A 24,258-nucleotide genomic window follows, 5' to 3' on the forward strand; every position below is an offset into this window, starting at 1 on the left:
CCGGGCGGCCGCATCAGCGCGCCGCCCGATTTTGTTGTCAGACCGCTTTTTTCAGCGCCTCGGTCAGGTCCGTACGCTCCCAACTGAAGCCGCCATCGGCCTCGGGGGCGCGGCCGAAGTGGCCATAGGCGGCTGTGCGGCGGTAGATTGGCCGGTTGAGTTGCAAAGTGTTGCGGATGCCGCGCGGGGTCAGGTCCATGACCTCGGCGATGGCCCGCTCGATCTCGGCCTCCGGGACCGCGCCCGTTCCGAAGGTGTCGGCATAGATCGACAGCGGCCGGGCAACGCCGATGGCGTAGCTGAGCTGGATCACGCAGCGCCGGGCGAGACCGGCGGCGACGACGTTCTTGGCCAGGTAGCGCGCCGCATAGGCGGCACTGCGGTCCACCTTGGTCGGATCCTTCCCGCTGAAGGCGCCGCCGCCATGCGGGGCAGCGCCGCCATAGGTATCGACGATGATCTTTCGTCCGGTCAGGCCGGCGTCACCGTCCGGCCCGCCAATGACAAAGGTGCCGGTCGGGTTGATGTGCCATTCGGTCGCCTCGGTCAGCCAGCTTTCGGGCAGAACTTCGCGGACATAGGGCTCGACGATGGCGCGAATGTCGGCGCTGGTCTGGGCCGGGTCCTTGTGCTGGTGGCTGACGACGATCTGCGAGACCTCGACCGGGCGGCCGTCCTCATAGCGCAGGGAGAGTTGCGACTTGGCGTCGGGACCCAGGCTCGGTTCGGCCCCGCTGCGGCGTGCCTCGGCGAGGCGGCGCAGGATGGCGTGGGAATAGAGGATCGGCGCGGGCATAAGCTCGGGCGTCTCATCGATGGCATAGCCGAACATGATGCCCTGGTCACCCGCGCCGTCACGGTCCACGCCCTGAGCAATGTGCGCCGACTGTTCATGCAGAAAGTTCAGCACTTTGCAGCTGTTCCAGTGGAACCGCTCCTGCTCGTATCCGATGTCTCGGATCACCCCGCGGGCGATTTCCGGGATATGATCGTTGAACTTGCTGAGGCGTCCGGGATCGCTGAGGCCGATCTCGCCGCCGACCACCACCAGGTCCGAGGTTGCAAAGGTCTCGCAGGCGACTCGGGCGCCTTCCTCTTCGGCCAGCAGCGCATCAAGGACCGCGTCCGAGATCTGGTCGCACAACTTGTCCGGATGCCCCTCGGAGACCGATTCCGAGGTGAACACGTAATTCTGTCTGGCCATGAGATGCTCCATTAGATGACCCCGTCACGCCAGGAAGCCGTTGTGACGGTCGGCAAGACTTAGGGGTCAGCGCGGCGGGCGTCAATGCGGCGCAATGGGCGCCGCGACGCTGTGATTGCCGCAGCCAGGACGATCAGCGCGAAAAGGACCGCGGGCAGGTTTCCCCAGGCCAGCCACAAGGTCGGCGGCAGCGGCGCCGGCAGGCGCGCGTCTATCCGCCCCTGCTCTCCCAGATCAAGCCGCGCGGTCAGCCGTCCCATCGGGTCGATGGCCGCGCTGACCCCGGTATTGGCCGCGCGCATGACCGGCAGGCCGGTCTCGATAGCGCGCAGGCGGGCCTGCGCCAGATGCTGCCATGGCCCCGAGAACTTGCCGAACCAGGCGTCGTTGGTGACCTGCAGCAGCCATTGCGGGCGCTGCGGCACCTCGCGCAGGTGCTGGGGAAAGACTGCCTCGTAGCAGATCAGCGGCTGGAACGGTGGCAGCCCGGGGATATGCATCACCTGCGGACCCGGACCGGGCGTGTAGCCAAAGCCCGCCTGCGCCGCGAAAGCGCGGATACCGAACCGGGCGAGGGCATCGCCGCCGGGGATATATTCGCCGAACGGGACCAGGTGGAACTTGTCATATGCCGCGCCGACCGTGCCCTGCGGCGTGATCTCGACGAGGCTGTTGAACCAGCGCGGCCCCTCGGCCCGCTGGATGCCCGTCAGCAGCGGCGCGCCGCCGGCCGCCTCGGCCATCTGGGGCAGCGCGGGGCCGGCGTCGTTGAGCAGAAAGCTGACCGCGGTTTCGGGCCAGATGACGGCATCGGGGCGGCGCCCCTCGGACGTAGGGCCTTGGGACAGGGTGATGAGGCGGCGATAGAATTCGGCCGCCCAGTCGGCGTCCCACTTCAGCGCCTGATCGGCATCGGGCTGGACCAGCCGGATCGTCAGGCCGGTGTCGGCGGCGGACGCGCGATGCAGCCGTGCCTCGCCCGCGATCCAGGCAAGGGCAAAGAGGGCCAGCGCCAGCGTGATGCCGAGCCAACCCTGGCGGCGGGTGCGCAGCGCGAAGGGTAGCGTGGCCAGTGTCAGGGTCAGGGCCGTCAGTCCGAGCTGGCCGCCTATGGCGGCGAGTTGCGCAACCGGGCTGCCGAGCCAGGCCTGTCCCGGCTGTGCCCATGGAAAACCGGTGAATATAAAGCCGCGCAGCCATTCGGACAGCAGCACAGTGGCCGCCATCGCCGCGGCGCGAGGGAGCGGGCGGGGTCCGGGAACCAGACGGGCGGCGAGCCACAGGGGAGCAGCCCAGAACAACCCGCCGCCGAGGGCCATCAGGACCAGTGCGAACGGCGCCATCCAGCCGGTCACCTGCGGCTCGACCAGGAAGGGGTCCACGATCCACGACAGCGCCGCGCCGAAATACCCGGCGCCGAGCAACAGGCCAAATATGCCCGCAGCGCGCGCGGTCGGAGCCTGCGCAGCAATCGCCAGGCCGAGCGCGAGCGCAATCGGCGTCGCGGGCCAGAAACTGAACGGCGCAAAGCCGAGCGAGGCCACCGCACCGATGGCGACCGGTGCAGCCACGGCGAGCGCGCGTTGACGTCGGCTCATCATGCGGTGCGGGGCTGGGGGTCACCAACCCCCGGGCGGGAAGCGCGTTTTGCGAAGGAAGCCGAGGTCAGAGTGCGCGCCGGCGGCAGATTTCGTCCGGCGCGCATCAGGCAGGGCTCAGGCGTCGCGCTCGGCGGCGGGGGCGGGCGCGGCGTCGGCCGCGGGCACGGCTTCGAGGGTTTTGGCGCGGGGTTTGCGAGTCCGGGCGGGTTTGGCCGCGGCCGGCTCGGCCGCTGTCGCGACCGAAGTTCCTTCCGGAGGCGCGTCGGCTGCCGTTGCCTTGGGCTTGCGCGTGCGCTTCGGCTTGGCCGGAGCCTCCGCTGCCGCAGCAGCATTTGCCTCGGGCGCGGCCTCGGCGGCAGCTTTGGGCTTGCGCGTCCGGGTTCGCTTGACCGGGGTCGCAACCTCGGCGGCGACCGGGGCGACGGTCTGCGGATCGGGGTCAAGGACGACCTCGACGCTCGGCGCGGTCTCGTCGAGGACCGGCTCGCTGACCGGCTCGACGGTGGTTTCCGGCAGAGCCACGGTTTCCAGCGACGGCGCAGCGTCAGGCAAGGCGGCCTCGGGCGCGGCCAGCGCCTCGGGGATCACAGCCTCCGGGACGGCCGACTCGCCGCCAGCAGCCTCGGGGACGGCGGCTTCAGTCACGGCCTCCCGGGCACGATCTTCCCCGCGATTGCGGCCCCGGCCGCGGCGCGAGCGGCCCCGTTTTTCATCGCGGCGCTCTTCACGCGGCTCGCGCTCGACCTTGGGGTTTGGTTCGACCGCGGCTTCGGCCGAGCCGGTGTCGGGCGCGGGCGAGGTGCGAAAGCTGCGGGTCATGAAATCGGGCACGTGATCGCCCAGTCCGACGATACCGTTGCGGCGGTCGTCCCCGTTGCGGCGGTCGTCGCGACGTCCGTTGCGATCATCGCGGTCGCGGCGAGGTTCGTCACGACGCTCGTCGCGGCGTTCGCCATGATGCTGGGACCGGGGCTCGTCGCGACGCTCGCTGCGGTGGTCGTCCCGGCGCTCGCTGCGCGCCTCGGACCGCGGCTCACGGCGGTCGCCTTGGCGGCCATTCTGGCGCTCGCCCCCGCGTGGCTCGGATTTTGCGGCGGCCGCGACGTCGGTATGAGCAACAGCCGGGGCAACTCCGTTCGCGACCGGCGCCGGCTCGACCGCGGCGAGCGTGACGGCGGGAACCTCCAGCGGCTGGGTGCCGGCCGAACGTTCGATCAACTCGTCCTTGCCGCGTGGTCCGCGGCCGCGGTCGGCAGGTTTGCGACCCGATCGGCTGGAGCGGTCCTCGCGCGGCGCGCGGGGTGCCTCGCGCGAGGCATCGCTGATCGCAAAGCCCTCGGGAACCTGCACGCGGGGCAGCGTCGATTTCACCAGGTTTTCGATCGCGGCCAGATACTTGTCGTCTGACGGAACGGCCAGCGAAATCGCGGTGCCCTGACGGCCGGCGCGGCCGGTGCGGCCGATGCGGTGGACGTAGTCCTCGGCATGGCTCGGCAGGTCGAAGTTGAAAACATGGCTGACGGCCGGGATATCCAGGCCGCGCGCGGCGACATCCGATGCGACCAGGAAGCGCAGCGTGCCTTCACGAAAGCCATCGAGCGTGCGCATGCGCTGCGCCTGTTCGAGATCGCCATGGATCGGGGCGGCGTCAAAGCCATGCGCTTTCAGCGACTTGGCGACGATGTCGACCTCGGTCTTGCGGTTGCAGAAAATGATCGCGTTTTTCAGCGCCTCGCCTTCGGCATTGATTACGGCGCGCAGCAACTCGCGCTTTTGCTTGGCCGACTGATCCTTGCGGGTGGGCGTGATCTCGATCAGCTTCTGGGTGATCGTCTCGGAGGCGGTGGCCTGGCGCGCGACCTCGATCCGCTCGGGAGCGTGCAGGAAGGTGTCGGTGATGCGCTCGATCTCTGGCGCCATTGTGGCGCTGAAGAACAGCGTCTGGCGGGTGAACGGCGTCAGCTGGAAGATGCGCTCGATGTCGGGGATGAAGCCCATGTCGAGCATGCGGTCGGCCTCGTCCACGACCATGATCTGGACGCCCTGCAGCAGCAGGTTTCCGCGTTCGAAATGGTCCAGCAGGCGCCCGGGGGTGGCGATCAGAACGTCGACGCCGCGGTTGATCAGCATCTCCTGATCGCGCATCGAGACACCGCCGATCAGCAGCGCCTTGGTCAGGCGGGTGTGCTTGGCATAGATGTCAAAGTTCTCGGCCACCTGCGCGGCCAGCTCGCGCGTGGGACACAGCACCAAGCTGCGCGGCATCCGCGCGCGCGCGCGGCCGCGGCCGAGCAGGGTGATCATCGGCAGCGTAAAGCTGGCGGTCTTGCCGGTGCCGGTCTGCGCGATCCCGAGCACGTCCCGTCCTTCCAGCGCCGGCGGGATGGCGCCCGCCTGGATCGGCGTTGGTGTGGTATAGCCGGCCTCGGTGATGGCCTGCAGAACCTTGGGGTCGAGCTTCAGGTCGGAAAATTGGGTCATTCAAGGGCTTTCGATCGGTCAGGAGGCGTCCGTGGCGACCGTGCCGCGGCAATGCCGCGAGGCCACCTGTCGGGACGCTTGATCCGCACGTCCCTTGGCTGTCCGCCGGATGCGGACGCACGGCCATTAGGCGAAATGGCGCCCCGCGTCAATCCGACTCGGGTTGTCGGGGCATGGGTCAGGCCGAGGCGGCTGCTGCTAAGGGCCGGGAATTGAGGCTGTCTCCATGGGCTGCAACGCGTCGGCACGCCTCTGCCAGGCGATCATCAGGCACTGTCAGCGACAGCCGGACAAAGCCCGCAGCCTGCGCGCCAAAGGCGTTACCAGGCATGACCGCGACCGACTGCGCATCCAGCAGCGTTTCGGCAAAGCCGAGGCCGTCAAGGCCGGTGCCGCGCACGTCGAGCATCAGGAACATGCCCGCCTGCGGCAGCATCGCCTTCAGCCCCGGCGCTGCGGCCAGAATATCCGCCGCCAGTGTCGCCCGGCGGAGGTAATCGCCGCGCAGCGCCGCTGCGGTCGGCGAGGGTTGGCGCAGAGCATGCGTGGTCGCGTCGGCGATGAAGGGCTGGTTGCCAAAAAACATCATCTCGACCAGCGGCTGCACGCGCGTGCAGAAGGCCGCCGGCCCGGCGATCCAGCCGCTGCGAAAGCCTGGCACCGCCTCGCTTTTCGAGATCGAGCTGACGACGACGGTCCGCTCGGCATGTTCCGCCATGTCGAAGGGAGAGGCGAAAGCGGACTCGGCGTCAAAGATGAGCGCTTCATAGACCTCGTCGCTGACGATCCACAGATCGTAACGGGCGCAGACTTCGGCGACCGCTGCGACCTCTGCCGCGGTCAGAACGGTGCCAGTCGGGTTGTGGGGGTTGTTCAGCAGCAGGACGCGTGTCGCCGGCGTGATCGCCGCCTCGAGCGCGGCGGGCGTCAGGCGAAAGCCGTCCTCGGCCAACATCGGGACCGGGCGCAAGCTGGCGCCGGAGGCCGCAATCACCCCCTCATAGGTGGCGTAATAGGGATCGGGCAGGGCGACCTCGGTCCCCGGTCCGGCCAGCGCGGCAATAGTCGAAAAGAGGGCGGCCTGGGTGCCCGGCACGGCAAGGATATTGTCGCGGGCGACCACCCGGCCGCTGCGAGCGGTGTATTTCTCGGCCAGCGCGTCGCGAAGTGCCGGTTCCCCGCGGCCATCGGAATAGCGGATGCGGCCGGCGGCCAGCGCGTCGGTCAGTGCACCGAGGATCGACGGGTCGGGGGCGCGATCCGGCTCGCCTATGGTCAACTCGATGATCTCGCGCCCAGCGGCGGCCAGCGCGCGGGCGCGGAAATGGACCGCCCATTTTTCGGCGCCAAGGCCCTGCAGGCGGTTCACGGTATCGGAAAAGGGTAGCATGGCGCGAATCCTGTCAGGTGTGGTCGGTGCAGAGCCGGTCGTACGGACAAGCTGGGGTCAGTCGAATGGTGCATGTCGCGGGCGGCCCAGCCGTAGCCGGGGAGGGGAGGCAATGTAAACGCGGAGCGCGTTCGGCAGGCGTGCGCCCCTCCGGACCCCGTTAGCGCAACCGGCGTTGCCGCTGGGGGGCGAGCCGGGTAGGCAGGCGCCAACGTCCGCACGAGAGGTTCTGCCATGAAAATGACCGATGAAGTCCGACGCATTCTCAGCAATTACGAGGGCGACAACCCCGGTGTGAAAGGCAACCTCGCCCGCATGCTGATGCAAGGCAAGCTTGGCGGCACCGGCAAGATGGTCATCCTGCCGGTCGACCAGGGGTTCGAGCACGGCCCGGCGCGCAGCTTTGCCAAGAACCCGCTCGGCTATGACCCCCACTACCATTACCAGCTGGCGATCGACGCGGGGCTGAACGCCTATGCGGCCCCGCTGGGGATGCTCGAAGCGGGGGCCGATACCTTTGCCGGCCAGATCCCGACAATCCTAAAGTGCAACAGCGCCAACAGCCTGATGAGCGACACCGCCGGCAAGAACCAGGCGGTGACCGGCACGGTCGACGACGCCCTGCGCCTCGGCTGCGCGGCCATCGGCTTTACCATCTACCCGGGCAGCGACATGGCCCTCGACATGTTCGAGGAGATCAGCCAGATGCGCGCCGAGGCTGCCGCGGTCGGCATCCCGACCGTGATCTGGTCCTACCCGCGCGGTGAGGCGATCAGCAAGGACGGCGAGACCGCGATCGACATCGCGGCCTATGCCGCGCAGATCGCGGCGCTGCTGGGCGCGCATATCATCAAGATCAAGCTGTCGACAGACGTTCTGGAGAACAAGGACGCCAAGAAGGTCTATCAGGAGCAGGGGATCGACATTTCGACCCAGGCGGCACGGGTGCGGCACTGCATGCAGGCAGCCTTTGGCGGCCGGCGCATCGTGGTGTTCTCGGGCGGCGCGGCCAAGGGCGAGGATGCGGTCTACGAGGACGCCCGGGCGATCCGCGACGGCGGCGGCAACGGCAGCATTATCGGCCGCAACAGCTTCCAGCGCTCGCGCGAGGATGCGCTGGCCATGCTGGGCAAGCTGGTCGAGATCTATCAGGGCGCCTGAAAAGCCCGACCTTGAAAGCGACTGCGGCGTCCTTCGGGGCGCCGTTTTCATTTGCCGGGAGGCCGGTTGCCGTCGGATGCCACGGCAAAAGCTGGGAGCGCGGCGGTCGGGTGCATCCTCCGCCTGGTCAAAAAAAACGGCGCCATGATGTGATGGCGCCGTTTTAATTCGATCCAGTCAATCTGCCGTCAGGGGGCGTTGACCGTGCATTTCTGCGAACGGGCCTGCAGTTTGTCACAGGCAAGCTGGGCTTGAGCGCGGCTGAGGTTGACGAAACGCGCCTCGTAGCCGCGCTTGCTCTCGCCGACTTTGCGCAGGCCTTCGCCCAGCGCGTCCGCCTCGCGCAATGCGGTTTTCAGCAGCATCTGCTCAGCCTCAGCTTTGGAGCGGTAGCGGCCAAGGGTGATGCCCCAGTTGGTCGACGCCGCCTTGCCCGCCGCCGGGCGATCGCCCGACTCGAGCGAGGCGAGTTTTACGGTCCCGCCGTCAAGGGAGGCGGCGCTATCGCGGCGCGCCGGCCGGGCCGGGGCGAGTGCCGGTTCCGCTGAGGACTTGGCGGGCGGCGCCGCCGCGGCGCTGTCCGGGCTCAGGTCGCTGTCGGGCGACGAGCCCTCGGGCTTGGTCGGGGGGCGCAGGCTGGCCACGGCGCTGCCACTGTCGTCGCCCTCGGCGACCGGAGCCGGGGCGCGGGTGCGGGCCGGGACCGGACGCTCGGGCGACGGTTCGGGGCGGGTGGCCATCGCCTCGCGGAGTGCCTCGGACAGGTCGATCCCGCCCGGCGAGGGTGCGGCCGCGGCGACGCTCTGGGTGCGACGCACCGGCGCGACGCTGGTCGCGATCGAGGCAACGTTTGCCGCGGGACGCACGGTGACCGTCCGCGGCACCGCCGCGACGGCCTGTGCCTGCGGCACGGTCGCGCGGCGCACGCGCTGCGGCTGGACGACGACGGTCGCCGGCTTGACCACCGCGACCCGCGCCGGGCTGCGGCTGAAGCCGGCGTCCAGCAATTGCGCCATGATCTGGTTGCGCTGCGCGGTCGAGGTGCCGCCCATGACGGTCGCCATGACGCGCTGCTGGCCGCGCTGAGCCGAAGCGGTCAGGTTGAAGCCGGCGGCACGCGTATATCCGGTCTTGATCCCGTCGGCGCCCTGGTAGTTGTCCAGAAAGCGCGCGTTGGTGCTGTTTACCGTGCCCACGCCAGCATCGGCGCTGCGGCGCGAGAAGATCGAATAATACTGGGGGAAGTCGTAGAACAGGTGCCGGCCGAGGATCGTCAGGTCATGCGCCGACGAGTAGTGCCCATCCGCCGACAGACCGTTGGCGTTGCGAAACTGGGTGTTGCGCATCCCCAGAGCGCGCGCAGTCGCGGTCATCTGCTGGGCGAACGCGGGCTCCGAGCCGGCGAGCCCCTCGCCGATCACCGTGGCCGCGTCATTGGCCGACTTCACGGCGGCGGCGCGGATCAAGTAGCGCAGCTCGATCTGCTGTCCGGGGCGCAGACCCAGCTTGGACGGCGGCATCGAGGCGGCGTGCTGGCTGACCGTGAAGCGGCTGTCGAGGCGCACACGCCCCTGCTCGATCGCCGCAAAGGCCAGATATAGCGTCATCATCTTTGTCAGCGACGCAGGATGCAAAGGCGTGTCGCCGTTTTGCGAGTGCAGCGTCTTGCCCGTTCGTCCGTCCATCACGTAGGCCGCAAAAGGCGCCGCGCCTGCCTGCTGCGCAGTGGTCGCGGCCGTAAGTGCAACGGCGATCATCAGCAGGCCCGCACGGACCCTGAGCTTTAATGCATTCACTGTCCCGGTCTTTCTGCCTGTGAGGCCCCGTCATGATGCGCGGCCTTCGTTAATAAACCGACAATACCATGGTGCTTTGCAGGAAGAAACTTGCAATTTGCCAAGTTTTTCCGTCGGGCGGCGCAAAATCGCCTTCCCCGCCTGCCTGCGCTTGCTCTCGACGGCCGCATCGCCGGTCGCAATTGCTACCCGGCGCGGCCCTTCCATCGGCCGGCGTTCGCCCTATATTCTGGTGCTGCCGCAATTCCTCCATCGACACCGAGGCTTCGTGATCGCGATGAAAATAACCGCCGTCTTGACCCCGGACCGGCTGATGGCCCGGCCACCGGATAACCCCGGTGGCGATCACCACCATGACGACGAGATCGATCTTGACGTTCGCACCAAACCGCGCACGCAGCGCCCACCGATGTATAAAGTTCTGCTTTTGAACGATGATTTCACGCCCATGGAATTCGTCGTCCATGTGCTGGAGCGATTGTTCGCAATGTCCCACGCCCAGGCGATCGAGATCATGCTGGCGGTCCATCGCCAAGGCCTCGCCGTAGTTGGTGTCTTCAGCCACGAGGTGGCCGAGACCAAGGTCATGCAGGTGATGGAACTCGCCCGGCGCCAGCAGCACCCGCTGCAGTGCACGATGGAAAAAGAGTGAGCGCCGGCACCGACGCGCGACTGGCGCTGGCATTTTCCGAACCGCCCGCGGCGCCGACCCTTTTGCTTGGGGCGCCGGCGGACCTCGAATCTGAACGATTCGCGCCCGACACTCTCGCCGTCCAGACCGACGCCGGGATGAATGGCGCGCTGACCCGTGCCGGGTGGCGCACCGATGTCTCAGCGGGGCAGGGACCCTATGCGAGCGCGGTCGTGTTTCTGGCCCGCGCCCGCGCGGCCCAACGCGCGCAGGTGGCCGAGGCGGCCCGGCTGCTGCCAGCGCGGGCCTCGCTCTGGGTGGACGGGCAGAAATCGGACGGGATCGAGACGATGCTGCGTGATCTTCGCGGGTTGGCGACGGTCGATCCTCTGATCAGCAAGGCGCATGGCAAGCTTTTTCGCGTGACCATTCCCGAGGGACCGTGGTTGCCAGACGACTGGACCGCCACCGAGGCGCAGGTCGCAGACGGTTTCGTCACCCGGCCCGGGGTCTTTTCGGCCGATGGGCCCGACCCGGCCTCGCTGCTGCTGGCGCAGGCGCTGCCGCCCCGGCTGCCGACGCGGATGGTCGATCTTGGCGCCGGCTGGGGTTGGCTGGCGGCACAGGTGCTGGCCCGCGAGGGGGTCGACGTGCTGCATCTGGTCGAGGCCGACCACGATGCCCTGACATGCGCGCGCCGCAATGTGAGCGACCCACGGGCCCAGTTTCACTGGGCCGATGCGCTCGCCTTTCGTCTGCCTGAGCCGGTCAACGGCGTGGTGATGAACCCGCCGTTTCATGGCCCCGGGGGCAATGCCGACCCACGGCTTGGCGCGGGGTTCATCCGCGCGGCAGCGGGCTTGCTGACCGGGGCGGGACGCCTGTGGATGGTAGCCAACCGCCATCTTCCCTATGAGGCCGAACTCGCCAGCCATTTCCGCCAGGTCGAGGAAATCGGCGGCAACGGCGCCTTCAAGGTCATCACAGCCAGCGGTGCCCGCCGCAGCTAGTCCTTGGACTTGAGCAGCTTGTCGAGGTTTGCGAAGGGCCGACGCGGAGCCTCGGCCTCGGCCTCCGGCTGCTCCAGCCCGGCACCCGGCGCGCGGGGATACAGCGGCAATGCCAGGCTGAGGGATTCGGTCGCGACCTCGCCCAGGTCGATCCACTGTCCAAGCGCCTCGATTTCGTCGCTCGTCATCTCGGTCTCGCCGCCCGCTTCGGGCTGGCGGACATGCGGCGACCAGACCCGGGTCACTTCCTCGTCCAGATGCGCGGGCACCGGCGCCAGGCTGACGACGCAGGGCTGCACGACATCGGCGGTCATCCGCCCTTCCAGCCGCCAGCCGTCGCCGTCGGGCATCAGCTTCCCTTCGAGGCGTAGCGCAGGCAGCGACAGCAGCCCCAATTCGCCAGCAATCACGGCCCGCGCCTCGGCGTCCGGTGCGTAATCGACCGCAAGCGTGGCGCGGCGGTTGAGGCGGGCGACATTGAGGCGCGCACTCGCGGCCGGAGATTGCGACATCGGATACCTCGGTTGACCATGCCGCGGCATTCTTGAGCGGCGGTGACGAGTTTGCTAAGGCGTGCAAGGCGCGTCAACCGCCTGACATGATTGCGCACGCGCAGTGGCCAGACCGGCCAGGATAGGGAGCTTCATGAACCACGCCCGCCTCACCCCGCTGGTCCTCCTCTTGGCCCTCATCCTTTCATCTTGTGCGCCGGTGTTCCGAAACCACGGATATGTCCCCGACGATCAGTCGCTGGCCAGCATCGTCGTCGGGCAAACGACCCGCGACGAGGTGCCCTCGCTGATCGGCAGCCCCTCAGCCGAGGGGGTGCTGACCGGCGGCGCCTGGTTCTATGTAAAATCGCGCTTCGAGCATTTCGGCCCTTATCGCCCGGCCGAGATCAAGCGTGAGGTGGTGGCGATCAGCTTTGCCGAGAGCGGCACCGTCGCCAATGTCGAGCGCTTCGGGCTGGAGCGTGGGCGCGTCGTCGTTCTGTCCCAGCGCGTCACCGACCCGGGCGTCAGCGCGGCGAGCGCCTTGCGCCAGATCCTCGGCAACTTCGGCAAGTTCCGCGCCGATCAGATCTTCGGCCAGTAAAGGGAAGTTCGCCCGTGCCCGCCGTCAGGCGAGGCCGGCGGGTGCGTCAGGCGTCGGGCACAAACTCCAGCGCGACCCCGTTGATGCAGTATCGCAGATGCGAGGGGGGCGGCCCGTCGTTGAACACATGGCCGAGGTGCGCGTCGCACTGGTGGCAGCGGACCTCGGTCCGGACCATGCCGTGACTGCGGTCGGACAATTCGTCGATCTCGCCGCCGGCACGGGAAAAACTGGGCCAGCCGCAATGGCTCTCGAACTTCGCATCGCCCTCGAACAGGCGCGCGCCGCATCCGACGCAGACGTAATGGCCCGGCCCGTTCGGAAAGCCGGGGTGAGAAAACGGCCTCTCGGTGCCCGACTGCCGCGTCACGCGATATGCCTCGGGCGAGAGGGCCTCGCGCCACTCTGCATCGGTTTTCACAATCTTGCTTGCCATGCCATCCTCCTGCCGCGATATCGTCTCGCTTTCGACACAAACTAGGCGCAGGATAGCGCGGGGCAAGGGTTGCCACCGGCCCTGTGGCCTGCGCGGGTAGAAAGATGCTGTCCTTGCTGAAGGGGCGCTATGTTGTTCGTGTCGCCGCGGCCGAGGCCGACCTGCAAGCCGCCCAGCGGCTGCGGTGGCTGTGTTTCATCGGCGCGCGTAATGGGACGCAGGATGGGACCAACGGGGCGCGATTGGACGCCGACCACCTTGATGACGTCTGCCAACATGTCCTGATCGAGGACCGCGCCAGCGGTACGCTGGTCGCCTGCTTTCGCATGCTCCTGCTGCAAGGGGGAGCCGAGATCGAACGCAGTTATTCTGCCCAGCACTACAACCTCGCGGCGTTGCGCGAGTTCAACGGACCAATGGTCGAGATCGGCCGGTTCTGCATCCATCCCGAATGGTCGGACCCCGACATCCTGCGCGTTGCCTGGGGGGCCCTGGCGACGCATGTCGAGGCCGAGGGGGTCGAATTGCTGTTCGGCTGCTCGTCCTTTTTCGGCACCGAGCCGGGGGCCTATACCGATGCCTTTGCCATGCTCGCGGCGCGTCACCTGGCGCCGAAGCGCTGGCTGCCGCGGGTCAAGGCGCCCAACGTGTTCCGCTTTGCGCGTGTCTTGAAGGCGATGCGGCCCGACGCGCGCCGCGCCCAGGCGGGCATGCCGCCGCTGCTGCGCAGCTATCTGGCAATGGGCGGCTGGGTCAGCGATCACGCTGTGGTCGACCGCAAGCTGGGCACGCTGCACGTCTTTACCGGGCTCGAGATATCGGCCATTCCGCCTGCCCGCCGCCGGCTGCTGCGCGCCATCGGCGGCTAGGCGTCTTCGCAGGAATATCGCTGTGCGGTCATTGTGTTGGGAACATCGCGGCCCCCGCGGGGTTTTGCCTCGAAGCCAAGCCGGAGGTCGCCGCGATGTCAAACAACGAACCAGATCTCAAGAAATCTGCCCGCTGGCATCAGCCGGCCATCTGGGGGATCGGCTTTGCGGTTCTTGCCGCTATCATCGCCGCTGTCGTTTTGCTGATTACCCCGTGGGAGGGCAAAGGTACGTTGGAGCAGGTGGTCCCGCCCTCCGTCACCGGCCCGGCAGGCGATACCCCGGCGCAGACCAACACCGCGCCGCAGGCCGCACCCGAGGGGACGGCCCCCGCCACGACCGGCGGCTGAGAGCGCCGCGCCAGAAGTGCAAAAGCCCCGGTCTGGCCGGGGCTTTTTTACTTTAGCGGCGGGCTGCGATCAGTGCAGCGACGCCAGGCAAGTCGCGCCCCTCCATCCATTCGAGGAAAGCGCCGCCTGCGGTCGAGATGAAGGTGAAATCATCGGCCACCCCGGCCTTGTTCAGCGCCGCGACCGTATCGCCACCGCCTGCAACCGATACCAGTTGGCCGTTGCGGGTCAGTTCGGCCGCGGCTTTCGCGGCGGCGTTGGTCGCTGTGTCGAAAGGCGCGATCTCGAAGGCACCCAGCGGACCGTTCCAGATCAGCGTGCGGCACTGGACAAAGACGGCGGTGATCGCCTCGACCGTGCGCGGGCCGGCATCCAGAATCATCGCATCCGCCGGGCAGGCATCGGCGGCCACGACCTCGGACGGTGCGCCTTCGCGGAACTCGCGGGCGACGACCACGTCCACCGGCAGATGAATGGTGCAGCCCTCACCCGTGGCGCGCGCCAGAATATCGCTCGCGGTGGCGGCCATGTCGCGTTCGGCCAGCGACTTTCCGACCTCGATCCCCTGCGCGACGAGGAAGGTATTGGCCATGCCGCCGCCGATCACCAGATGGTCAACCTTGGTGATCAGGTTCGAGAGCAGGTCCAGCTTGGTCGAGACTTTCGCGCCGCCGACCACCGCCACAACGGGCCGGGTCGGCTGGCCCAGCGCGGCATTCAGCGCCGTCAGTTCGGCCTCCATCAGGCGGCCCGCGGCGGCCGGCAAAAGCCGCGCGAGCCCTTCGGTCGAGGCATGGGCGCGGTGCGAGGCGGAAAAGGCATCGTTCACGTAGGCCTGCCCGAGGGCGGCGAGCGAGGCGGCGAAGGTCGGATCGCCAGCCTCCTCGCCCTCGTGGAAGCGGGTATTTTCCATCAACAGGACCTCGCCCGGCTGCAGCGCCGCCACGGCGCGCTTGGCCGGCCCGCCGATGCAATCCTCGGCGAATTTCACCGGAACGCCCAGCGCCGCCTGCAGGGCAGGGACCACCTGCTGCAGGCTCATCGCCTCGACCCGCTTGCCCTTGGGCCGGTCGAAATGCGCCAGAAGCACCGGCTTGCCGCCCCGGGCCATGATGTCGCGGACCGTCGGGACGATCTTTTCGATCCGGGTGGCGTCGGTGATCTGCCCGTTCTCGACCGGCACATTCAGGTCGACGCGCACCAGAACCACCTTCCCGTCCAGTTCCAGATCGTCGATCGTCAGGAAATCGGCCATTCGCGCATCCTCTCGTCCCGGTGATAACTCGCGAGGGGTTGTGCAAACCGCAGCCCGCCGCGTCAACCGCGACAGTCGCCTTGGACCCGAGGTGTGACCCCCGGCGTTGCACCCGTGCCGCCCGGCCGCTACGCCTGCGCCCGAGGCAAATCCAGAAGGGAGATCGGCATGGCCGAGATCAAGGACCCCGAGAACACCATCGTCATGGAGCTGAAGGACGGCGGACGCGTCGTGATCGAGCTGCTGCCCGATGTCGCACCCCTGCACAGCGCACGCATGAAAGAGCTGGCGCGCAGCGGTGCCTATGACAACGTCGCGTTCCATCGCGTGATCGACGGCTTCATGGCGCAGACTGGCGACGTCCAGCACGGCAACATGGAAAAGGACTTTGACCTGCGCCGCGCCGGAACCGGCGGCTCGGACCTGGGCAATGTGAAGGCCGAGTTCTCGAAGCTGCCGCACGGGCGTGGCACCATCGGCGCCGCCCGCAGCCAGGACCCGAACAGCGCCAACAGCCAGTTCTTCATCAATTTCAAGGACAACGATTTCCTGAACGGGCAATACACCGTGTACGGCCGGGTGATCGAGGGCATGGAGCATGTCGACAAGATCGCCCGCGGCGAGCCGCCGGCCAGCCCGGACCGCATCGTCTCGATGAAGGTGGCCGCCGATGCGTAAGCTGATCATTGCGGGGCTGATGGCCTCGGTCGCCGGCATGGCGCATGCGCAGGCTGCGCCCAAGGACGGGCCCGGCCCGAACCTGGTCATCCAGATCGCGGACGCCGAGGGCAAGGACAAGGGCACGATCACGCTCGATCTGTTCGCCGACAAGGCGCCCGAGCATGTCAAGCGCCTGACCGAACTGGCCAAGGCCGGCAAGTATGACGGCGTCGTCTTTCACCGCGTGATCGATGGCTTTATGGCTCAGACCGGCGATGTCCAGTATGGCAAGGCGGGCGGCGACACCGGCATGGCCGGGATGGGCGGCTCTGACCTGCCGGACCTGAAGGCCGAGTTCAACGACGTCAGCTTTGGCCCGGGCGTCGTCGGCATGGCGCGCAGCGCCAGCCCCGACAGCGCCAACAGCCAGTTCTTCATCGACCTGGCGGCAGCGCCCTTCCTTGACGGGCAGTACACCGCGGTCGGCCAGTTGATCGACGGCATGGACGTGCTGAATGCCATCAAGAAGGGCAGCAGCAGCGATAACGGCAAGGTCGATGGGCCAGACGTCATGGCCAAGGTTACCGTGACCGAGTGAGCGCAGCGTTGGCGGGGCAGAGTCCCAGCCTTCTCAGTCGATAAAACAGAACGGGCGCGGCATGATTTGCCGCGCCCTTTTCCTATCAGCCCAGCGTCACAAGCGCGTGGCGCTTGCGCCCGGCGGTCAGCTTGATCGGCTCGGCCAGGTCGGCGGCGCTGATCATGGTGCCCTCGCTCGCCGGCGCGTCGTTCAGGCGCGCGCCGCCTTCGGCGATCAGGCGCTTGGCGTCCTTGCCCGATTTTGCGAGGCCCGCACGCACGAAAAGCTGGGTCAGGCTGATCCCATCGGCCAGTTCCTCGGCCGAGATCGTCAGCGTAGGCAGGTCCTCGCCCACGCCGCCCTGCTCGAATACCGCGCGGGCGGTGGCTTCGGCCGCCTCGGCTGCCTCTGGCCCGTGCAGCAGCCCAGTCACCTCGTTGGCGAGGATAATCTTCGCGGCATTGATCTCGGACCCTTGCAGCGCGCTGAGGCGCTCGCACTCGGCGAGCGGCAACTCGGTGTAGAGCTTGAGGAACCGGCCGACATCGGCATCCGTGGTGTTGCGCCAGAACTGCCAGAACTCGTAGGGGCTGAGCATGTCGGCGGACAGCCAGACCGCGCCGCCTTGCGACTTCCCCATCTTGCGGCCGTCGCTGGTCGTCAGCAGCGGCGAGGTCAGGCCAAAGATCTCGCGGTCCAGCACCCGCCGCGTCAAGTCGATGCCGTTGATGATATTGCCCCACTGGTCCGACCCGCCCATCTGCAGGCGGCAGTCGTGGCGCCGGTAAAGCTCCAGGAAATCATAGGCCTGGAGGATCATGTAGTTGAATTCCAGGAACGACAGCGACTGCTCGCGGTCGAGGCGCGACTTGACGCTCTCGAATGCCAGCATCCGGTTGACCGAGAAATGCCGGCCAATATCGCGCAGGAAATCGAGATAGTTCAGCCCGTCCAGCCATTCGGCATTGTTCAGCATCACGGCGCCGTCCGCGCCGTAATCGAGGTAGCGGGCAAAGACGCGCTGCATGCCGTCGATGTTCGACTGGATCTGCTCCGGACCCAGCAGTGGGCGCTCGTCGCTGCGAAAGCTGGGATCGCCGACCTTGGTCGTGCCGCCGCCCATCAGCGTGATCGGCCGGTTGCCGGTCTTCTGAAACCAGCGCAGCATCATGATGTTCAGCAGGTGGCCCACATGCAGGCTGGCCGCCGTCGCGTCATAGCCGATATAGGCCGTCACCGGCCCGTCGAGCAGCGCCTCGTCCAGCGCCTCGATATCGGTGCAGTCGGCCAGATAGCCGCGGCTCGTCATGACGGACAAAAACTCGGATTTCGGCTTGTTTTGCATGGGTCGATCCTCGCGAATGGTGGGGATATACGGCCCGTGGCGGGCAAGGGAAAGCGCGATGCTGGTATTGGGAATGATGTCAGGCACCTCCCTCGACGGGGTTGACGCTGCCCTGATCGAGACGGACGGCCGCGCCATCACCCGCTTTGGGCGCAGCGAATATCGGGCCTATAGCGGCAACGAGGCCGCCGCCCTGCACGCCGCACTGGGCCGCTGGCCCGGCGAGGAGGGCGCGGCGGCCGCAGCCGAGTTGTCCGTTGCGGCGCACGCGGCGCTGGCCGGCCGTTTTCCCGAGGCCGAGGTGATTGGCTATCACGGCCAGACGTTGGCCCACGACCCGCATGGCCGCGGCACGCATCAGGCTGGCAGCGGGGCCGCGCTGGCCCGCGCCACGGGCCGCCGGGTCGTGTGGGATTTTCGCAGCGAGGACGTGCGGCGCGGCGGTGAGGGCGCGCCGCTGGCGCCGTTCTTCCACCACGCCTGCGCCGCGTGGGCTGTGTCGGCCGGGCATCTGCCGGCGGCGCCAGTTGCGTTGCTCAACCTCGGCGGTGTCGGAAACCTCACCTGGACCGACCCACGCATCCAGACGCCAGAGGCGCCGGGCGCTTGTCTGGCCTTTGATACCGGCCCGGCGAATGCGCCGCTGAACGATCTGATGCGCGCGCGGCGGGGCACGACGCGAGATGAGGGCGGGGCTTTGGCTCTCGCTGGCCGCGCAGACACCGCGGTTGTCGCAAGCGCGCTGGCCCATCCGTTCTTTGACCGCCAGCCGCCAAAGTCGTTGGACCGTGACGCGTTCGCCGCGGTCGATGTTGCGCATCTGCCGGATGCCGATGCCGCTGCGAGCCTTGTAGCGATTGCTGCGGGCGCGGTGGCGCGGGGCCTGCAGTTCGCTCCTCAGATGCCCACGCAGGTGCTGGTCTGCGGCGGCGGCAGGCATAATGGCGCAATGATGGCCGCGCTGGGAGAGGCGCTGCCCTGTGCCGTGGTGCCGGTCGAGGCCGCCGGTCTGGACGGCGACATGCTCGAGGCGCAGGCCTTTGGCTGGCTCGCCGCGCGCGTGCTCGCGGGGCTGCCGACCTCCGGGCCCGAGACGACGGGGGTGCCCGGTCCCTGTTGCGGTGGCCGGATTTCGTCGCCGGACTAGTTGGCTCTTCCAAGGCGATTTCCGAATGAGGATTGCGGGGGAGGTCTGGCCGCTTCGGACGAGGGCCGAAGGATGCGGAGCGACCGTCTAGGCGCCGTCGCCCTGAAAAATCACGCCCAAATCCAGCCCCAGACCGCATATGACCGTTTTCTTTCGCGCGCCGGGGAACTGCCCTTGACGGGGCAGGGGGGTTTCCGTAAATCGCCGTCACCCCGGAGGCGATCCGGGGGTGGTTATGCGCGGTTGTAGCTCAGTTGGTTAGAGTACCGGCCTGTCACGCCGGGGGTCGCGGGTTCGAGCCCCGTCAACCGCGCCACCACCATCCATCGCCAAACATGCGCGGTTGTAGCTCAGTTGGTTAGAGTACCGGCCTGTCACGCCGGGGGTCGCGGGTTCGAGCCCCGTCAACCGCGCCATTGTTTGCAGGCCCTTCAGCCCTGACCCTAGTCCCCTGATCCCACGGCAGAAATTTCCGCACCCAGCGCCATGCGCGTGGTGCGCGGACGGATCATCTGGCATCATGCCACCATGTTGTCCGTCCTTTTGCTCACCACGCCCGTGGACATCTATTGCGAGCGCACCTCGGCCGCCTTCTGGTCCGAGCCGGTGAACGCTGTGACCAACCTTTCGTTCATCGCCGCGGGCCTGTGGGGTGTCGCTACGGCGCGTAGTCGGGGCGAGCGCAGCCCCGCCGTCTGGCTGCTGATCGCGCTCGCTTTTGCCATCGGCATCGGCAGCTTCCTGTTTCACACCGTCGCGCAGGTCTGGTCCAGCTTTGCCGATACCATCCCGATCTGGATCTTTGTCGCGCTGGCCTGTGGCATCTGCGCGGTGCGGATCGGCGGCTGGCGCCCCGGTCGGGTGGTGATCGGCGCGCTGATCCTCGCGGCGCTGGCGGCGGTCCTGATTGCATCGGGCGATGGCAGCGGCGGCCGGGACAGCGGCCCGCCGGCGCTGAACGGCTCGCTGCAATATGCGCCTGCCGTCGTCGCGCTGGCCGCCTTTGCGGCGCTGGCGCAGTGGCGCGGCCATCCGCTGCGCTGGTGGATCACGGGCGCGCTGGCGACGTTTTTGGTCTCGCTGACGGCGCGGACATTCGACCAGGCGGTATGCGGGGCATTTCCGTTGGGACTGCACTGGATCTGGCATCTGATGAACGGGGTGCTGATCGGCCTCGTGCTGCAGATCGTGCTGCGCGCAGCGCCCCCGGGCGTGCCGCGGACGCCCGCCCAGCCCGGCATCCGTTAGCGCACCCATCCTTGCCCCGACCGGCAGCCTTGCCTATGAGCCACGCAGACCCCATTCCCACGGCCGAGGCAGGTAACCATGAGCGACCGCAAGGATTTCAACGACCGCATGCTGTCCCTGGGCCTTGCCCGAGTGTCCGAGGCGGCCGCCCATGCGTCGGCGCGGCTGATCGGCCGGGGCGACGAAAAGGCCGCCGATCAGGCCGCCGTCAATGCCATGCGCGAGCAACTGAACATCCTCGACATCAAGGGCACCGTCGTCATCGGCGAGGGCGAGCGCGACGAGGCGCCGATGCTGTTCATCGGCGAGGAAGTCGGCACCGGGAACGGCCCGGAGGTCGACATTGCCCTCGACCCGCTGGAGGGCACGACCCTCACCGCCAAGGACATGCCGAACGCGCTGACCGTCATCGCCATGGCGCCGCGCGGCACGCTGCTGCACGCGCCCGACGTCTATATGGACAAGCTGGCCGTCGGCCCGGGCCTGCCCAAGGACGTGGTCTCGCTGGCGATGACCCCGGCCGAGCGCGTCCACGCCCTCGCCGCCGCGCGCGGCGTGAAGGCCGAGGACATCACCTGCTGCATCCTCGAGCGTCCGCGCCATGAGGAACTGATCGCCGAGGTGCGCGCGACTGGCGCCTCGATCCGCCTCATCACCGACGGCGACGTCGCCGGCGTGATCCATGTCGCCGAGCACGAGCTGACCGGGATCGACATGTACATGGGCAGCGGCGGCGCACCGGAAGGCGTGCTCGCGGCCTCGGCGCTGAAATGCATGGGCGGGCAGATGTGGGGCCGGCTGATGTTCCGCAACGACGACGAGCGTGGACGCGCCCGCAAGGCCGGCATCACCGACTTCGACCGCATTTATTCGCGTGACGAGATGGTCACCGCTGACGTCATCTTTGCCGCGACCGGCGTGACCAACGGCAGCATCGTAAAGGGTGTGCGCCGCGAGCCGAACTTCATCGAGACCGAGACCATCCTGATGCGATCCAAGACCGGATCGGTCCGGCGGATGATCTATCGCAACCCGATCAAATAAGCGGACATAGTCCAGCTGGCCTGGCCGTCGGGGCGTTGACTTCTCCAGATGGCTGCCTCTGTGGTGCGGTACCCTCGGGGGCTTGCACCTGACGCGGCGCGGGGCGACAAACGCGCCATGCCAGCATTCCTCAACGTAGAGACCTCGCTCTCCGGGCGGCGCTGGGTCGGCCCGGATGACGCGCTCGAACGGCGGGCCGCCGGGCTCGCACAATCCGCCGAACTGCCACTGCCGGTCGCCCGAATCCTGGCCGAGCGCGGCGTTGAGTCGGATGCCGCCACCAAGTTCCTCGACCCCAAGCTGCGCGACCTGCTGCCCGATCCACGCGGTCTGCGCGACATGCACAAGGCCGCCGCCCGGCTGTTGCACGCCGCGCGCGCCGGAGAGCGGGTCGCGATCTTTGCCGATTACGATGTCGACGGCGGCGCCTCTGCGGCGCTTTTGCTGGACTGGCTGCGCCTTCAGGGCCGCAGCGCGAAGCTGTATGTCCCCGACCGCATCGACGAAGGGTATGGCCCGAATGCGCCGTCGATGGCAGCGCTATCGGCCGATCACGACCTGATCATCTGTGTCGATTGCGGGACCATGTCGCACGAGGCCCTGGCCGCGGCGAGCGTTGATGTGCTGGTCCTAGACCACCACATCGGCGCCGAGACGCTGCCCCCGGCGCTGGCCGTCGTTAACCCCAACCGCGCCGACGAAAGCGGTGATCTGGGCTACCTGTGCGCCGCCGGCGTGGTGTTCCTGACCTTGGTCGAGGCGAACAGGCAGGCGCGTGAGGCTGGCATTTCCGGCATGCCCGATCTTGTCCCAATGCTCGATCTGGTGGCGCTGGCGACGGTTGCCGACGTCGCGCCGCTGGTCGGCGTGAACCGTGCCTTTGTCCGGCAGGGCCTCGCCATCATGGCCCGGCGCGGGCGCGCAGGACTGGCGGCGCTGGCCGATGTCGCGCGCCTTGATTCGGCGCCCGGCGCGTTTCACCTGGGTTACCTGATCGGGCCGCGCATCAATGCTGGTGGCCGAGTCGGCCGGGCCGATCTGGGCGCGCGCTGCCTCGCCGCGACCTCGGCTGACGAGGCGGCGCGCCTTGCCGCGCAACTCGACGGCTACAACGGCGAGCGGCGCGCGATCGAGGCGGCGGTGCGCGAGGCCGCCATGGCCCAGGCGGAAGCCCGCGCCAGCCTGACGCCGGGCCTCGCTTGGGCGGCGGGCGACGGCTGGCATCCCGGGGTTGTCGGAATCGTCGCCGCCCGCCTGAAGGAGGCGACGAACCGCCCTTCGGTTGTCATCGGCGTCGAGCGAGGTATCGGCAAGGGCAGCGCGCGCTCGGTGCCCGGTGTCGATTTGGGCCGCGCGATCCATCGCCTCGCGGCCGAGGGTTGGCTGCTGAAGGGCGGGGGGCACGCCATGGCGGCGGGGCTGACCGTCGCCGAGGACCGGATCGAAGGCGCCATGGCGCGGCTGGACGCCCTGATCGCCGCCGACCTGGCGGCGGCGCCCGGCCGCAGCGATCTGCGAATCTCGGGCCTGCTCGCGACCGAGGCGGCCAGCCTCGACATGTTCGAGATGCTGGATCGCGCCGGCCCCTACGGACAGGCGGCCCCGGCGCCGCGCTTTGCCTTTGCCGACAATCTGATCGACGCCATCACCACCGTCGGCGACGGCCAGCACCTGCGCCTGAACATCCGCGCCGCGGGCGCTCCGCCGCTGGAGGCGATGGCCTGGGGCGCGATGTCGGGCGCGCTCGGGCCCGCCCTGCTGGCCGCCCGCGGCCGCCGTTTCCACCTTGCCGGCAAGTTAGAACTGTCGAGTTGGAACGGCCGGCAGCGCCTGCGCCTGCGCCTCGATGATGCGGCGCCAGCGATCTGAAAATGTAGTCGCTTTTGACGATATTTGCGCTTGCACGCCTTGGTAGGCTGCCCTAAACACCGCCCACGCCGCGCGACACCGTCGCTGGCGGACTTGGATGGCCCGTTCGTCTATCGGTTAGGACGTCAGGTTTTCAACCTGAAAAGAGGGGTTCGACTCCCCTACGGGCTGCCATTCTCCAGAGAAAATCACTGGTTTGAGGCCGCGCCCAAAATCCGGCTTGGTCTCTGAAGGGTTAGGTGGACCCCGCCGCCGCATCTGTTTATGCGCCGTGCTGCCACGTCCACTTCCCTGACGGACCCTTTCCTCACGTAAACCGATAGACACGGTCGGCGGCAGTGCAGTGCCGCCGACGCAGGTCCCAGACGGACTAAAGCTTGATTTCCTCCAACAGGCCGCCGTTGGCGCTGGTGCGCCGAAAGCGGGTCAGCCGCTTGCGCATCGTCTTGACCGCGGGCAGCACCAGGTACCAACCGCCCTGGCCCGTCCCGTCGTCAAGCGTGTTTGCGCTGGCCGTGAAGATGACGTCGAAGTCTGCCCGCCGCCATGGCGAGCAGATACCGACCAGAACGACCTTGTCGCCGCTGTCGAGGTCGGCCGGGGTCAGGGCGCTGTAGCCCTTGTTGATCAGACGGCGCAGCGCATCCTCTGACAGGCGCGCCCAGATTCCGAAGGCCACCGGGTAATCTCCGCGCCGCAGCACGATCACCTGCTTGTTCGCAGCGTGATGGGTCAGCATCTCGACCAGCCGCAGACCGGTCTGTTGCGAGAAGGCGTCATCATGGACCGCGAGGTACAGCATGTCGCGGACCGAACCGCAGGTTTCGACTTGCGGTATCGGCATGCCGGTAGGCGGCTCGCCCGGCAGCCGATTGACATCATTGCCGTCTTCACCGGCGATCATTCCTTCGGGTTTAACATTCACACTGCGGCCCTTCTTAAAACATTAACTGGCGCGATGTTTGCGCAACTATTCTCCAGCTTTGAACCAGACCTGATTTAACAATTGATAGTTAACAATTCGGAAACTGTAAACTAAACAACCATAGGTAGAAAGGTCGCCCGGACTACGTGCCGGGCGACCTC

The 24,258-nt window shown here is 67.8% G+C and carries 23 protein-coding genes, 3 tRNA genes and 1 riboswitch; of the genes, 15 read left to right on the top strand and 11 right to left on the bottom strand.

Going from position 1 to position 24,258, the window contains the following annotated elements; all coding sequences use genetic code 11:
* Positions 1-37: 37 nt before the first annotated feature.
* The 4 genes from metK to DRW48_RS10140 form a co-directional block, all read right to left on the bottom strand.
* Complete coding sequence (gene metK / locus DRW48_RS10125; protein WP_114077494.1) at positions 38-1,204, bottom strand: methionine adenosyltransferase; 1,167 nt, start codon at positions 1,202-1,204, stop codon at positions 38-40.
* Between the two features lie 4 nt (positions 1,205-1,208).
* Positions 1,209-1,256: riboswitch (SAM-SAH riboswitch) on the bottom strand.
* 7 nt (positions 1,257-1,263) lie between these two features.
* Positions 1,264-2,802, bottom strand: a complete 1,539-nt coding sequence (gene lnt / locus DRW48_RS10130) for an apolipoprotein N-acyltransferase (RefSeq protein ID WP_241963232.1) — start codon at positions 2,800-2,802, stop codon at positions 1,264-1,266.
* A gap of 117 nt (positions 2,803-2,919) precedes the next feature.
* The gene (locus DRW48_RS10135; RefSeq protein ID WP_114076322.1) at positions 2,920-5,286 is read right to left on the bottom strand and encodes a DEAD/DEAH box helicase; all 2,367 of its coding nucleotides are present in this window, start codon (positions 5,284-5,286) and stop codon (positions 2,920-2,922) included.
* A gap of 178 nt (positions 5,287-5,464) precedes the next feature.
* Complete coding sequence (locus DRW48_RS10140) at positions 5,465-6,676, bottom strand: pyridoxal phosphate-dependent aminotransferase (protein WP_114076323.1); 1,212 nt, start codon at positions 6,674-6,676, stop codon at positions 5,465-5,467.
* Positions 6,677-6,910: 234 nt separating this feature from the next.
* On the opposite strand from DRW48_RS10140, the gene DRW48_RS10145 reads away from it, so the two are divergent.
* Positions 6,911-7,837, top strand: coding sequence for a class I fructose-bisphosphate aldolase (locus DRW48_RS10145; protein ID WP_114076324.1), 927 nt, complete (start codon positions 6,911-6,913; stop codon positions 7,835-7,837).
* Between the two features lie 188 nt (positions 7,838-8,025).
* Here DRW48_RS10145 and DRW48_RS10150 read toward each other — a convergent pair whose 3' ends face one another.
* Both DRW48_RS10150 and DRW48_RS16335 read right to left on the bottom strand, forming a co-directional pair.
* Positions 8,026-9,594 carry a D-alanyl-D-alanine carboxypeptidase family protein gene (locus tag DRW48_RS10150; RefSeq protein WP_114076325.1) on the bottom strand — a complete coding sequence of 523 codons (1,569 nt, stop codon included), beginning with the start codon at positions 9,592-9,594 and terminating at the stop codon, positions 8,026-8,028.
* A gap of 88 nt (positions 9,595-9,682) precedes the next feature.
* Complete coding sequence (locus DRW48_RS16335) at positions 9,683-10,099, bottom strand: hypothetical protein (protein WP_241963485.1); 417 nt, start codon at positions 10,097-10,099, stop codon at positions 9,683-9,685.
* On the opposite strand from DRW48_RS16335, the gene clpS reads away from it, so the two are divergent.
* Together clpS and DRW48_RS10160 are read left to right on the top strand one after the other, a co-directional pair.
* Positions 9,998-10,285 (top strand): ATP-dependent Clp protease adapter ClpS, encoded by a 288-nt coding sequence (gene clpS / locus DRW48_RS10155; protein ID WP_241963460.1) that lies wholly within the window; start codon positions 9,998-10,000, stop codon positions 10,283-10,285. The genes DRW48_RS16335 and clpS overlap by 102 nt on opposite strands.
* Complete coding sequence (locus tag DRW48_RS10160) at positions 10,282-11,274, top strand: class I SAM-dependent methyltransferase (protein ID WP_241963233.1); 993 nt, start codon at positions 10,282-10,284, stop codon at positions 11,272-11,274. The genes clpS and DRW48_RS10160 overlap by 4 nt, the downstream gene beginning before the upstream one ends.
* Here the strand turns inward: DRW48_RS10160 and DRW48_RS10165 are convergent.
* Entirely contained in the window at positions 11,271-11,786 is a 516-nt protein-coding gene (locus DRW48_RS10165) for a YceD family protein (protein WP_114076326.1), read from the bottom strand. The two genes, DRW48_RS10160 and DRW48_RS10165, sit on opposite strands and share 4 nt — an antisense overlap.
* 133 nt (positions 11,787-11,919) lie before the next feature.
* Between DRW48_RS10165 and DRW48_RS10170 the strand changes: the two genes are divergently transcribed.
* On the top strand, positions 11,920-12,369 hold the full coding sequence (locus DRW48_RS10170) for an outer membrane protein assembly factor BamE (RefSeq protein ID WP_114076327.1): 450 nt from the start codon (positions 11,920-11,922) through the stop codon (positions 12,367-12,369).
* A gap of 46 nt (positions 12,370-12,415) precedes the next feature.
* Here the strand turns inward: DRW48_RS10170 and msrB are convergent, their stop codons facing one another.
* Complete coding sequence (gene msrB, locus DRW48_RS10175) at positions 12,416-12,805, bottom strand: peptide-methionine (R)-S-oxide reductase MsrB (protein ID WP_114076328.1); 390 nt, start codon at positions 12,803-12,805, stop codon at positions 12,416-12,418.
* A gap of 104 nt (positions 12,806-12,909) precedes the next feature.
* Here msrB and DRW48_RS10180 point away from each other — a divergent pair, with 104 nt between their 5' ends.
* Entirely contained in the window at positions 12,910-13,674 is a 765-nt protein-coding gene (locus tag DRW48_RS10180; protein WP_114076329.1) for a GNAT family N-acetyltransferase, read from the top strand.
* Positions 13,675-13,769: 95 nt separating this feature from the next.
* The gene (locus tag DRW48_RS10185) at positions 13,770-14,024 is read left to right on the top strand and encodes a hypothetical protein (protein ID WP_114076330.1); all 255 of its coding nucleotides are present in this window, start codon (positions 13,770-13,772) and stop codon (positions 14,022-14,024) included.
* 52 nt (positions 14,025-14,076) lie between these two features.
* Here DRW48_RS10185 and DRW48_RS10190 read toward each other — a convergent pair whose 3' ends face one another.
* Positions 14,077-15,279: a phosphoglycerate kinase gene (locus tag DRW48_RS10190; protein ID WP_114076331.1), complete on the bottom strand. Its 1,203-nt coding sequence runs from the start codon at positions 15,277-15,279 to the stop codon at positions 14,077-14,079.
* A gap of 168 nt (positions 15,280-15,447) precedes the next feature.
* Between DRW48_RS10190 and DRW48_RS10195 the strand changes: the two genes are divergently transcribed.
* Both DRW48_RS10195 and DRW48_RS10200 read left to right on the top strand, forming a co-directional pair.
* On the top strand, positions 15,448-15,957 hold the full coding sequence (locus tag DRW48_RS10195) for a peptidylprolyl isomerase (protein ID WP_114076332.1): 510 nt from the start codon (positions 15,448-15,450) through the stop codon (positions 15,955-15,957).
* Positions 15,950-16,537, top strand: coding sequence for a peptidylprolyl isomerase (locus tag DRW48_RS10200; RefSeq protein WP_114076333.1), 588 nt, complete (start codon positions 15,950-15,952; stop codon positions 16,535-16,537). The genes DRW48_RS10195 and DRW48_RS10200 overlap by 8 nt, the downstream gene beginning before the upstream one ends.
* 85 nt (positions 16,538-16,622) lie before the next feature.
* Here the strand turns inward: DRW48_RS10200 and tyrS are convergent, their stop codons facing one another.
* Complete coding sequence (gene tyrS, locus DRW48_RS10205) at positions 16,623-17,864, bottom strand: tyrosine--tRNA ligase (RefSeq protein ID WP_114076334.1); 1,242 nt, start codon at positions 17,862-17,864, stop codon at positions 16,623-16,625.
* A gap of 58 nt (positions 17,865-17,922) precedes the next feature.
* On the opposite strand from tyrS, the gene DRW48_RS10210 reads away from it, so the two are divergent.
* From DRW48_RS10210 to DRW48_RS10240, 7 genes are all read left to right on the top strand, one after another.
* Entirely contained in the window at positions 17,923-19,011 is a 1,089-nt protein-coding gene (locus DRW48_RS10210; protein WP_114076335.1) for an anhydro-N-acetylmuramic acid kinase, read from the top strand.
* A 239-nt stretch (positions 19,012-19,250) separates the two neighbouring features.
* Positions 19,251-19,327 (top strand) — tRNA-Asp (locus tag DRW48_RS10215).
* A gap of 23 nt (positions 19,328-19,350) precedes the next feature.
* A tRNA-Asp gene (locus DRW48_RS10220) sits at positions 19,351-19,427 on the top strand.
* Positions 19,428-19,497: 70 nt separating this feature from the next.
* The gene (locus DRW48_RS10225; protein ID WP_114076336.1) at positions 19,498-20,259 is read left to right on the top strand and encodes a ceramidase domain-containing protein; all 762 of its coding nucleotides are present in this window, start codon (positions 19,498-19,500) and stop codon (positions 20,257-20,259) included.
* 78 nt (positions 20,260-20,337) lie between these two features.
* Complete coding sequence (gene glpX, locus DRW48_RS10230) at positions 20,338-21,303, top strand: class II fructose-bisphosphatase (RefSeq protein WP_114076337.1); 966 nt, start codon at positions 20,338-20,340, stop codon at positions 21,301-21,303.
* 117 nt (positions 21,304-21,420) lie between these two features.
* Positions 21,421-23,172 (top strand): single-stranded-DNA-specific exonuclease RecJ, encoded by a 1,752-nt coding sequence (recJ, locus tag DRW48_RS10235; RefSeq protein WP_114076338.1) that lies wholly within the window; start codon positions 21,421-21,423, stop codon positions 23,170-23,172.
* A gap of 99 nt (positions 23,173-23,271) precedes the next feature.
* A tRNA-Glu gene (locus tag DRW48_RS10240) sits at positions 23,272-23,346 on the top strand.
* Between the two features lie 196 nt (positions 23,347-23,542).
* Here the strand turns inward: DRW48_RS10240 and DRW48_RS10245 are convergent.
* Positions 23,543-24,076, bottom strand: coding sequence for a toxin-activating lysine-acyltransferase (locus tag DRW48_RS10245; RefSeq protein WP_114076339.1), 534 nt, complete (start codon positions 24,074-24,076; stop codon positions 23,543-23,545).
* Positions 24,077-24,258 lie beyond the last annotated feature (182 nt).

Source organism: Paracoccus suum, from assembly GCF_003324675.1.
Lineage (GTDB): Bacteria > Pseudomonadota > Alphaproteobacteria > Rhodobacterales > Rhodobacteraceae > Paracoccus > Paracoccus suum.